Annotated in this window: 4 protein-coding genes and 5 rRNA genes (1 of these 9 only partly in view); 1 reads left to right on the forward strand and 8 read right to left on the reverse strand. The window is 43.0% G+C overall.

Annotated features, from left to right (window positions below; genetic code table 11):
• Positions 1-4: 4 nt before the first annotated feature.
• The 4 genes from EUC40_RS24270 to EUC40_RS24285 form a co-directional block, all read right to left on the reverse strand.
• Complete coding sequence (locus EUC40_RS24270; protein WP_156576801.1) at positions 5-934, reverse strand: DMT family transporter; 930 nt, start codon at positions 932-934, stop codon at positions 5-7.
• Positions 935-1,311: 377 nt separating this feature from the next.
• Positions 1,312-1,427 (reverse strand): 5S ribosomal RNA (gene rrf / locus EUC40_RS24275).
• A gap of 49 nt (positions 1,428-1,476) precedes the next feature.
• Positions 1,477-4,398, reverse strand: a 23S ribosomal RNA gene (locus EUC40_RS24280).
• Positions 4,399-4,544: 146 nt separating this feature from the next.
• Positions 4,545-6,096 (reverse strand): 16S ribosomal RNA (locus EUC40_RS24285).
• The 16S, 23S and 5S rRNA genes sit together here, the layout of an rRNA operon.
• An 862-nt stretch (positions 6,097-6,958) precedes the next feature.
• Between EUC40_RS24285 and EUC40_RS27470 the strand changes: the two genes are divergently transcribed.
• Complete coding sequence (locus EUC40_RS27470) at positions 6,959-7,075, forward strand: hypothetical protein (RefSeq protein WP_278248812.1); 117 nt, start codon at positions 6,959-6,961, stop codon at positions 7,073-7,075.
• Between the two features lie 706 nt (positions 7,076-7,781).
• Here the strand turns inward: EUC40_RS27470 and EUC40_RS24295 are convergent.
• From EUC40_RS24295 to EUC40_RS24310, 4 genes are all read right to left on the reverse strand, one after another.
• Positions 7,782-8,651: a LysR family transcriptional regulator gene (locus EUC40_RS24295; RefSeq protein WP_046646123.1), complete on the reverse strand. Its 870-nt coding sequence runs from the start codon at positions 8,649-8,651 to the stop codon at positions 7,782-7,784.
• 124 nt (positions 8,652-8,775) lie between these two features.
• The gene (cuyB, locus tag EUC40_RS24300; RefSeq protein WP_156576802.1) at positions 8,776-9,480 is read right to left on the reverse strand and encodes a cysteate racemase; all 705 of its coding nucleotides are present in this window, start codon (positions 9,478-9,480) and stop codon (positions 8,776-8,778) included.
• Between the two features lie 913 nt (positions 9,481-10,393).
• Positions 10,394-10,509, reverse strand: a 5S ribosomal RNA gene (rrf, locus tag EUC40_RS24305).
• 49 nt (positions 10,510-10,558) lie between these two features.
• A 23S ribosomal RNA gene (locus EUC40_RS24310) occupies positions 10,559-12,500 on the reverse strand (it continues 980 nt past the right edge of the window).

Raw genomic sequence — 12,500 nt, forward strand, 5'->3', positions numbered from 1 at the left:
AACTTTAACATTCTTCATTCTCTTTAACATTTCGATCGCCTGACATAAATAAATCAATTAATTTACGTTTATCCGCCCATATCACTCCAAATAAAACTAAACTACCTCCTATTACTATTCTCCACGTTAAAGATTCATTTAATAGAACAATTGAAGCAACAATACTTATTAACGGTAAGGCATTTAAGTATAATCCACTTACTGATGCCGAGACTGTCTCTAATGCTCTATTCCAAAACCAATACGCTAAAATTGTTGCCCCAATAACAAGGTATATTACACTTAGTCCACCCTTCCATGTTTCAACTGTTGGAAAACCGTAATAAAAAGTTTCTACCATTGCAAATGGTAATAGAATAACAGCTCCAATAATTAAAGTTAATGTTGTAAAAACCTTGTTTGATAGATACTGTTCTTGTTTTGGCCTTTTCAGCAACACTGTATAGAAAGCAAATAAGAAAGTACTTAATAAAATAAGGATATCTCCTATTAAAGATACTTCTTGATCGACTTTACTAGATGGGATTGTAATAAGAAGTACTCCAGCAACCCCAAGTACAATACCAATCCAATAATTAAGCTGAATTGTTTCTTTCAAAAAGAACGCTGAAAAAAGAATTGTAACTAAAGGTAAAGCAGCATCAATAATACTAACATGCAATCCACTTGTTAAAGAAATACCGTAGGATGTGAACATAAAGTAACCAGCTACACCAGTAAAAGATAGTAAACTCATTCTTTTCCATGGCACTTGTTTATGTACAACCGATCTTTTTAATTGCTTAAATGAGAATAGTAAACAGATTCCACCAGCGAACAAAAGGCGAATGAACAACAAAGTAAATGGCTGAATAGATTCTAGTGCCCACTTTGTTGGTGCAATGGCTGTCCCCCATAATATAACAGCCATTAATAACATGCATATTTCTTTCATAATCCCCCACACCCATCAAAAAATATATATTAACTATCTTAATTATAGATTTTTTCTTGCATGAAATCCTTTGAAAATGAAAAAACGTTATGTGAAAAACAGCTGAATAGCTATTTTTCACATAACGTTTTCATATAAAAAGTAAAATTTTTTTAGTCATTCTACAAATAAATTAACACAAAAAGGTAATTCTTACCTTCAACCAACATTTAAACGTATTACTTTATAACCTTTTACCGCATTATCGCTTCAAATTTATTGTAAACAGTCTCTATTCCATCCTTTCCCCTCTTTAAGATTACTAAATCTATGGGTTATGACATTTAGCAAATAAAAATAAACACAAAAAAACCTAAGTCGAATCGACTTAGGTTTTTGCTTGGCGACGTCCTACTCTCACAGGGACAAGGTCCCAACTACCATCGGCGCTAGAGAGCTTAACTTCCGTGTTCGGTATGGGAACGGGTGTGACCTCTCTGCCATCATCACCAAACTATGAAGGCATATTCCTTCAAAACTAGATAACATTTGCTACATATTATATGGTTAAGTCCTCGATCTATTAGTATTCGTCAGCTCCACATGTCACCATGCTTCCACCTCGAACCTATCAACCTGATCATCTTTCAGGGATCTTACTAGCTTACGCTATGGGAAATCTCATCTTGAGGGGGGCTTCATGCTTAGATGCTTTCAGCACTTATCCCTTCCGCACATAGCTACCCAGCTATGCCCTTGGCAGAACAACTGGTACACCAGCGGTGCGTCCATCCCGGTCCTCTCGTACTAAGGACAGCTCCTCTCAAATTTCCTACGCCCACGACGGATAGGGACCGAACTGTCTCACGACGTTCTGAACCCAGCTCGCGTACCGCTTTAATGGGCGAACAGCCCAACCCTTGGGACCGACTACAGCCCCAGGATGCGATGAGCCGACATCGAGGTGCCAAACCTCCCCGTCGATGTGGACTCTTGGGGGAGATAAGCCTGTTATCCCCGGGGTAGCTTTTATCCGTTGAGCGATGGCCCTTCCATGCGGAACCACCGGATCACTAAGCCCGACTTTCGTCCCTGCTCGACTTGTAGGTCTCGCAGTCAAGCTCCCTTATGCCTTTGCACTCTACGAATGATTTCCAACCATTCTGAGGGAACCTTTGGGCGCCTCCGTTACACTTTAGGAGGCGACCGCCCCAGTCAAACTGCCCACCTGACACTGTCTCCCGGGTCGATAAGACCCGTAGGTTAGAATTTCAATACAGTCAGGGCGGTATCCCACCAGCGCCTCCACCGAAGCTAGCGCTCCGGTTTCAATGGCTCCCGCCTATCCTGTACAAACTGTACCAAAATTCAATATCAGGCTACAGTAAAGCTCCACGGGGTCTTTCCGTCCTGTCGCGGGTAACCTGCATCTTCACAGGTACTATAATTTCACCGAGTCTCTGGTTGAGACAGTGCCCAAATCGTTACACCTTTCGTGCGGGTCGGAACTTACCCGACAAGGAATTTCGCTACCTTAGGACCGTTATAGTTACGGCCGCCGTTTACTGGGGCTTCAGTTCAGAGCTTCGCTTACGCTAACCCCTCTCCTTAACCTTCCAGCACCGGGCAGGTGTCACCCCCTATACTTCGCCTTACGGCTTCGCAGAGAGCTGTGTTTTTGCTAAACAGTCGCTTGGGCCTATTCACTGCGGCTTTCCGTTAAGAAAGCACCCCTTCTCCCGAAGTTACGGGGTCATTTTGCCGAGTTCCTTAACCAGAGTTCTCTCGCACACCTTAGGATTCTCTCCTCGCCTACCTGTGTCGGTTTGCGGTACAGGCACCTTTTATCTCGCTAGAAGCTTTTCTTGGCAGCGGGGAATCAAAGACTTCGCTCCATAAGGAGCTTCCCCATCACAGCTCAGCCTTCACGATAAGCGGATTTGCCTACTTATCAGCCTAACTGCTTGGACGTGCACAACCAATCGCACGCTTCTTCTATCCTTCTGCGTCCCTCCATTGCTCAAACGATAAAGAGGTGGTACAGGAATATCAACCTGTTGTCCATCGCCTACGCCTGTCGGCCTCGGCTTAGGTCCTGACTAACCCTGAGCGGACGAGCCTTCCTCAGGAAACCTTAGGCATTCGGTGGACGGGATTCTCACCCGTCTTTCGCTACTCATACCGGCATTCTCACTTCTAAGCACTCCACCAGTCCTTACGGTCTGACTTCACTGTCCTTAGAACGCTCCCCTACCACTGATACCATTGGTATCAATCCGCAGCTTCGGTGGTGTATTTAGCCCCGGTACATTTTCGGCGCAGAGTCACTCGACTAGTGAGCTATTACGCACTCTTTAAATGGTGGCTGCTTCTAAGCCAACATCCTAGTTGTCTAAGCAACTCCACATCCTTTTCCACTTAATACACACTTTGGGACCTTAGCTGGCGGTCTGGGCTGTTTCCCTTTTGACTACGGATCTTATCACTCGCAGTCTGACTCCTAAGGATAAGTCATTGGCATTCGGAGTTTGACTGAATTCGGTAATCCGATGAGGACCCCTAGTCCAATCAGTGCTCTACCTCCAAGACTCTTACACTTAAGGCTAGCCCTAAAGCTATTTCGGGGAGAACCAGCTATCTCCAGGTTCGATTGGAATTTCTCCGCTACCCACACCTCATCCCCGCACTTTTCAACGTGCGTGGGTTCGGGCCTCCATTCAGTGTTACCTGAACTTCACCCTGGACATGGGTAGATCACCTGGTTTCGGGTCTACGACCACGTACTAAACGCCCTATTCAGACTCGCTTTCGCTGCGGCTCCGCCTCTTCAGCTTAACCTCGCACGGGATCGTAACTCGCCGGTTCATTCTACAAAAGGCACGCCATCACCCATTAACGGGCTCTGACTATTTGTAGGCACACGGTTTCAGGATCTCTTTCACTCCCCTTCCGGGGTGCTTTTCACCTTTCCCTCACGGTACTGGTTCACTATCGATCACTAGGGAGTATTTAGCCTTGGGAGATGGTCCTCCCAGATTCCGACGGAATTTCACGTGTTCCGCCGTACTCAGGATACATTCAAGAGAGAACGAAGTTTCGACTACGGGGTTGTTACCCTCTACGACGGACCTTTCCAGGTCGCTTCGTCTACCTCGTTCCTTTGTAACTCCGTATAGAATGTCCTACAACCCCAAGAGGCAAGCCTCTTGGTTTGGGCTATGTTCCGTTTCGCTCGCCGCTACTCAGGAAATCGCATTTGCTTTCTCTTCCTCCAGGTACTTAGATGTTTCAGTTCCCTGGGTCTGTCTTCCTTACCCTATGTATTCAGATAAGGATACCATACCATTACGTATGGTGGGTTTCCCCATTCGGAAATCTTCGGATCAAAGCTTACTTACAGCTCCCCGAAGCATATCGGCGTTAGTCCCGTCCTTCATCGACTCCTAGTGTCAAGGCATCCACCGTGCGCCCTTTCTAACTTAACCAAACTAAAAATTAAAAAATATGAGCTACACTGTTATCTAGTTTTCAAAGAACATACATTTATATATGAGAGATAGTTCTCTCAAAACTGAACAAAACGAAACACGGAAACTTATATTGATGAACAGCGTTCATCAATTCTCCATAGAAAGGAGGTGATCCAGCCGCACCTTCCGATACGGCTACCTTGTTACGACTTCACCCCAATCATCTGTCCCACCTTAGGCGGCTGGCTCCAAAAAGGTTACCCCACCGACTTCGGGTGTTACAAACTCTCGTGGTGTGACGGGCGGTGTGTACAAGGCCCGGGAACGTATTCACCGCGGCATGCTGATCCGCGATTACTAGCGATTCCAGCTTCATGTAGGCGAGTTGCAGCCTACAATCCGAACTGAGAACGGTTTTATGAGATTAGCTCCACCTCGCGGTCTTGCAGCTCTTTGTACCGTCCATTGTAGCACGTGTGTAGCCCAGGTCATAAGGGGCATGATGATTTGACGTCATCCCCACCTTCCTCCGGTTTGTCACCGGCAGTCACCTTAGAGTGCCCAACTTAATGATGGCAACTAAGATCAAGGGTTGCGCTCGTTGCGGGACTTAACCCAACATCTCACGACACGAGCTGACGACAACCATGCACCACCTGTCACTCTGCTCCCGAAGGAGAAGCCCTATCTCTAGGGTTTTCAGAGGATGTCAAGACCTGGTAAGGTTCTTCGCGTTGCTTCGAATTAAACCACATGCTCCACCGCTTGTGCGGGCCCCCGTCAATTCCTTTGAGTTTCAGCCTTGCGGCCGTACTCCCCAGGCGGAGTGCTTAATGCGTTAACTTCAGCACTAAAGGGCGGAAACCCTCTAACACTTAGCACTCATCGTTTACGGCGTGGACTACCAGGGTATCTAATCCTGTTTGCTCCCCACGCTTTCGCGCCTCAGTGTCAGTTACAGACCAGAAAGTCGCCTTCGCCACTGGTGTTCCTCCATATCTCTACGCATTTCACCGCTACACATGGAATTCCACTTTCCTCTTCTGCACTCAAGTCTCCCAGTTTCCAATGACCCTCCACGGTTGAGCCGTGGGCTTTTACATCAGACTTAAGAAACCACCTGCGCGCGCTTTACGCCCAATAATTCCGGATAACGCTTGCCACCTACGTATTACCGCGGCTGCTGGCACGTAGTTAGCCGTGGCTTTCTGGTTAGGTACCGTCAAGGTGCCAGCTTATTCAACTAGCACTTGTTCTTCCCTAACAACAGAGTTTTACGACCCGAAAGCCTTCATCACTCACGCGGCGTTGCTCCGTCAGACTTTCGTCCATTGCGGAAGATTCCCTACTGCTGCCTCCCGTAGGAGTCTGGGCCGTGTCTCAGTCCCAGTGTGGCCGATCACCCTCTCAGGTCGGCTACGCATCGTTGCCTTGGTGAGCCGTTACCTCACCAACTAGCTAATGCGACGCGGGTCCATCCATAAGTGACAGCCGAAGCCGCCTTTCAATTTCGAACCATGCAGTTCAAAATATTATCCGGTATTAGCCCCGGTTTCCCGGAGTTATCCCAGTCTTATGGGCAGGTTACCCACGTGTTACTCACCCGTCCGCCGCTAACTTCATAAGAGCAAGCTCTTAATCCATTCGCTCGACTTGCATGTATTAGGCACGCCGCCAGCGTTCATCCTGAGCCAGGATCAAACTCTCCAATAAAGTTAGTTTGTCTAGCATCTAAAAATAAAAATTGACGTTTCACGTTGTTTGTTTCGTTCAGTTTTCAAAGAACTACTTGGTCGCTCATTTGCGACTTCCTTATGTTAACATCTTCGTTAGTTAATGTCAACTAAGTTTTTCATTTCGTTTATCGCGCTTTGCGTTATTGCATCGGCGACTTGTTCTATATTACACCTCTAAAGTACAATCGTCAATACCTTTTTATAAAGATATTTAAGTTAATATTTTTACACTCTCTAATCTAGATAAGAACCTATAAAGATTACATTACCAGAAAACTCTCTTCTACTCCTTCTTAGTTTCTACTTCCAAAATATATTCAAGTTAGCTTAACCCTAGATTTAATTTATACGGACGTTGTCCCCAGCGAAACTAACAACTTTATTTTAATAACTACTAGTATGTAATTAAAAAGTTACTACACTCCGTAGTACCTCTTTGTTTATCACGCACTCTATTAAAAGCAATTGAAGATATACATATTCTTATAACAGACAACGATACAAAAATCCATAATAAACTCATGTACTACTCTAGTTATAGAGTTCTCCCCATATGAAGTAATAGTTGTTTATCTGTTTACTCGTAAATATATAGAAACACACTAATACATCTACTAAATACGCCTGTATCACGCATTGGCTTTATTATAAGTAATTATTATTCAGGCCACCAACACTCATTTACTACTACATGATGTTAATAAAACATACTTATTTCAGACATATACTATCATGATTAAACTTGTAGCTGGAACAATTCTTATAATCTTTGCAGAAGTAAAAAGAATAGAGACAATCCCCGTCTAGCATTAACAATTGGATTATTTCAATGCTTAGCAATATATCCTGACTCCTCTAGAGCTAATCCTACTGTTCTTGTGTCCTTATTAATGAAAGTAAATTATAAAACTGCGTCTGATTTCTCTTTTTTCATTATTCTTCCTGTAATAGCTTGAACTGGAGTTATAGCCTTAAGCTTGTGAAAAGGTTAAAGATATTTAAGCATCGATGATATTTCTATGTTTACGATAAAATTCATCCTCTCTTTATAGTGGCAATGCTAGCAGCAGGAATCTCTCTATAGATTCCTATAAACCACATACTATTAAACCGATATTCAAATCGAAATATAGAACTTATATCTCTTTCACCTTTAGTATCATCCATTCGGTATTACTGAGTGTTAATAAACCTCTGATAATAGCCACTATACCCTCTCAACAAACACTTAAGATGTACAAATAAGTTATACTCCGAAATCTAAACCGAGTAATAGTATTGCTTTTTTAAACACATATACCGGATTAAAAATACGTACCTCAATCGATTGAGTGTACTTAACGTACCCGCACGGAACACTTGTTCTCTTCTCGCGTTGTATCACTTCTCATAGCATTTAAGAATGTTTATCCTATATCTATATTCACATTTTATAGCTAGAAGAGGGAATTAAGTTACTAACAAACATTGTTTCTAGTACTACTACATATTTTAATTAATTTATATATCTTCCGTTTTGACATATATACAAAATCATAAATTAATTTTTTCTATCTAAGAACCTAAGAATACATAATAATAAGAAACCAATACACATAAAACATCCTCTACCTATCAACTCCATAACAAAAACAAACTGATTGATATACCAATCAGTTTGTTTTATTTACACATCTTCTCTTTTAAAAAGTCAATAAAAACAGATTTTGGTCTGCCTTTTAAATAGATAAAATCAATACTAATATTAATTTTCACTGGAGGCGTCATTTCCACTCGGATCAATTCTCCATTTTCTAATTCTTGTTTGACACAATGTTCAGGTAAGAAGCTAATGCCCATCCCTTGTATCACTAAATTTTTCGCTGTTTCCATATTATCTACTTCTAAAGATATATTCGGGCTTACATCATTACTTGAAAATAGCCGATGAATCATGAGCCAATCCATTGATCCATAATCAAAGAAGATAAGAGGTTGTTTACTTACATGTTCTATGGTTACTTTTTCTTCTTTTAAAAATATATGATTTCGAGGTACAAAAAGGCCGATAGGGTCATTATAAAGACGAATTGATTCTACTTGAGGATGTGTTTCTGTTCGTACGATGCCAAAGTCAACTTCTTTATTAATAACCTTCTGTAGGATGTCTTGTGAATGACCAGTTACAATTTTTATTCTAACATCCTTAAATTCAGATTTAAAACCAGGTAAAATTTCAGGGAGGATATTATTAGATATTGATAAAGCACTCCCAATTACCAAGTCATATGGAATTGTTACTTGTTGCAAACCATACTTAGCTTCCTGGTAAGATTGCAAAATTTTTTGTGCATGCGGGAAAAAATACTCTCCTTTTTCAGTTAAAGAAATCTTATTACCATTTCGATGAAAAAGCTTTATATTAATTTCACGTTCAAGTGATTGGATACGTGCTGTTACAGAGGGTTGGGTTAAATAAAGAGCTTCGGCAGCTTTATTGAAACTACCAAGTTGACAAACATATATAAAAGCTTCAATATTTTCGATATTCATGTCTAAACACTCCTTACTTTAGCTCCCTATTATAATTAACCATAACATGTACACGTGAAATCATATGCATCAAACATCAATAAAATAAGAATGCAACACTTCTGCCACATTCTTAACTTCTAAATTACACTTTTATTAGTTCTTTCTCTGTTTTATTAGCTATTTTAATAACCACTTTTGCCACAATTTCTGTTGGATCAATGACACAAATATTTTTGGATGATTTCAATACAAGAGGAACCTCTGTACAACCTGCTATAATAGCCTCAGCCCCGCTCTCTTTCAATTTATCAGCAACCATCGAAAGATGTAAACACCCTGTTTTTAAATCCCCACTTTTAATAGCATATATTCCTTCCATCACTTTTTTTTGCATTTCTTTATCAGGCTCAATGACATCAATCCTGTAATTTTGACAACTGTTTTGGTATAGTTCTGTCTTAACCGTCCCATCCGTAGCCAACAAACCTACTTTTCTAAAATTATTTTCTTGCACAAAACGAGCCGTTTCTAAAGGCATATGCAAGATTGGAATATTAACAGACCTTTTAACTGCTTTATAGAAAAAATGAGCGGTATTACACGCAATAACAAGAAAATCTGCACCAGCGTTTTGCAGTCGCTGCGCTGATTGTACAATGTAAGGGGTCGGATCTATTCCCTTTCCCAAAATAGCCGTTGTCCGATCAGGTATTTGAGAATAGTTGTCTGCAATGATATGGATATGGTCTTGGTCTTTCATTGCAGGGGTGTAAGAAATAATTTTATTCATTAAATCAACAGTCGCCAAAGGCCCCATGCCCCCAATAATCCCAACAACTCTTTGCATTTTATTCACCACTTTTAAACATATTTTGAATGATTGACTTCATTATAAGTTCTTTTTTAAGAGATGAATTATAGAAGGAATCTATACAACAATAGAAAATATGTATTGATAACTAATATATAAAAGAATTTTAATATCTAACAAGTAATGGGCCAGTATATACGCTGGTTAATAACTGGTATACGAGTAGAAAGCTTATCGATACGTACAGCCAAAAAGAACTTCATCTAATTCTGATTGGTGGGTTACAGGCAAATCGCCCCTTCGGCCTGGTCCAGTATTAAAATTATTAAATTCGATTCTAACTAATATACAAAAAACTGTAATCGACTCATTTACCGCGTCTGTTCATGACTATAAAGTACATCTTGGTAATACGAAAAATGCCAAGGTCCTGTTGTCTTAGGAACACGAATTCGATTCAAGGAATCCTTTCACATGCCTATCAGGTTAATTTGAATACACATCTCCTATATAACGAAAAAAACGCTATCCTTTTAGTAAAATCATTGATAAGGAGGCGTTTTGGGGGATGTTTTATTATACGAGCAATTGCAACTCTTTGCTCAAGGATTGTACCGTAATTTATCTCTTAAAATCCCTCATAAGTTCGGAAAAGATATTTCATTGTCTCACTATCTGCCTGGCTTATTCGAGACGTCGCATCTTGCCACTCTCACTCAACTATGCAGTACATTAGATGTAGCGATATTCTCACTGAATTGCTCTAAAAGAAGATTACAGTACACCTCGTGTTCATACAGAGCATCGCAGACAAATATGCGATTACTGGGAGAAAGTGCCCATAAAGCTGTTTCCTGCTAGATGAATGTACTCATAGAATACTATATTAATCACGAGCTTATTTTATAAAACACAAAAAAGACGAGTCATTCTGACTCGTCTTAAAGTTGCTTGGCGACGTCCTACTCTCACAGGGACAAGGTCCCAACTACCATCGGCGCTAGAGAGCTTAACTTCCGTGTTCGGTATGGGAACGGGTGTGACCTCTCTGCCATCATCACCAAACTATGAAGGCATATTCCTTCAAAACTAGATAACATTTGCTACATATTATATGGTTAAGTCCTCGATCTATTAGTATTCGTCAGCTCCACATGTCACCATGCTTCCACCTCGAACCTATCAACCTGATCATCTTTCAGGGATCTTACTAGCTTACGCTATGGGAAATCTCATCTTGAGGGGGGCTTCATGCTTAGATGCTTTCAGCACTTATCCCTTCCGCACATAGCTACCCAGCTATGCCCTTGGCAGAACAACTGGTACACCAGCGGTGCGTCCATCCCGGTCCTCTCGTACTAAGGACAGCTCCTCTCAAATTTCCTACGCCCACGACGGATAGGGACCGAACTGTCTCACGACGTTCTGAACCCAGCTCGCGTACCGCTTTAATGGGCGAACAGCCCAACCCTTGGGACCGACTACAGCCCCAGGATGCGATGAGCCGACATCGAGGTGCCAAACCTCCCCGTCGATGTGGACTCTTGGGGGAGATAAGCCTGTTATCCCCGGGGTAGCTTTTATCCGTTGAGCGATGGCCCTTCCATGCGGAACCACCGGATCACTAAGCCCGACTTTCGTCCCTGCTCGACTTGTAGGTCTCGCAGTCAAGCTCCCTTATGCCTTTGCACTCTACGAATGATTTCCAACCATTCTGAGGGAACCTTTGGGCGCCTCCGTTACACTTTAGGAGGCGACCGCCCCAGTCAAACTGCCCACCTGACACTGTCTCCCGGGTCGATAAGACCCGTAGGTTAGAATTTCAATACAGTCAGGGCGGTATCCCACCAGCGCCTCCACCGAAGCTAGCGCTCCGGTTTCAATGGCTCCCGCCTATCCTGTACAAACTGTACCAAAATTCAATATCAGGCTACAGTAAAGCTCCACGGGGTCTTTCCGTCCTGTCGCGGGTAACCTGCATCTTCACAGGTACTATAATTTCACCGAGTCTCTGGTTGAGACAGTGCCCAAATCGTTACACCTTTCGTGCGGGTCGGAACTTACCCGACAAGGAATTTCGCTACCTTAGGACCGTTATAGTTACGGCCGCCGTTTACTGGGGCTTCAGTTCAGAGCTTCGCTTACGCTAACCCCTCTCCTTAACCTTCCAGCACCGGGCAGGTGTCACCCCCTATACTTCGCCTTACGGCTTCGCAGAGAGCTGTGTTTTTGCTAAACAGTCGCTTGGGCCTATTCACTGCGGCTTTCCGTTAAGAAAGCACCCCTTCTCCCGAAGTTACGGGGTCATTTTGCCGAGTTCCTTAACCAGAGTTCTCTCGCACACCTTAGGATTCTCTCCTCGCCTACCTGTGTCGGTTTGCGGTACAGGCACCTTTTATCTCGCTAGAAGCTTTTCTTGGCAGCGGGGAATCAAAGACTTCGCTCCATAAGGAGCTTCCCCATCACAGCTCAGCCTTCACGATAAGCGGATTTGCCTACTTATCAGCCTAACTGCTTGGACGTGCACAACCAATCGCACGCTTCTTCTATCCTTCTGCGTCCCTCCATTGCTCAAACGATAAAGAGGTGGTACAGGAATATCAACCTGTTGTCCATCGCCTACGCCTGTCGGCCTCGGCTTAGGTCCTGACTAACCCTGAGCGGACGAGCCTTCCTCAGGAAACCTTAGGCATTCGGTGGACGGGATTCTCACCCGTCTTTCGCTACTCATACCGGCATTCTCACTTCTAAGCACTCCACCAGTCCTTACGGTCTGACTTCACTGTCCTTAGAACGCTCCCCTACCACTGATACCATTGGTATCAATCCGCAGCTTCGGTGGTGTATTTAGCCCCGGTACATTTTCGGCGCAGAGTCACTCGACTAGTGAGCTATTACGCACTCTTTAAATGGTGGCTGCTTCTAAGCCAACATCCTAGTTGTCTAAGCAACTCCACATCCTTTTCCACTTAATACACACTTTGGGACCTTAGCTGGCGGTCTGGGCTGTTTCCCTTTTGACTACGGATCTTATCACTCGCAGTCTGACTCCTAAG

It is taken from the genome of Bacillus luti (assembly GCF_009739945.1).
Taxonomy (GTDB): domain Bacteria; phylum Bacillota; class Bacilli; order Bacillales; family Bacillaceae_G; genus Bacillus_A; species Bacillus_A luti.

Excerpts from the sequence above, each read along its gene's own strand:
- EUC40_RS24270 (WP_156576801.1), bottom strand. The coding sequence starts at position 934 with ATGAAAGAAATATGCATGTTATTAATGGCTGTTATATTATGGGGGACA.
- EUC40_RS24295 (WP_046646123.1), bottom strand. The coding sequence starts at position 8,651 with ATGAATATCGAAAATATTGAAGCTTTTATATATGTTTGTCAACTTGGT.
- cuyB (WP_156576802.1), bottom strand. The coding sequence starts at position 9,480 with ATGCAAAGAGTTGTTGGGATTATTGGGGGCATGGGGCCTTTGGCGACT.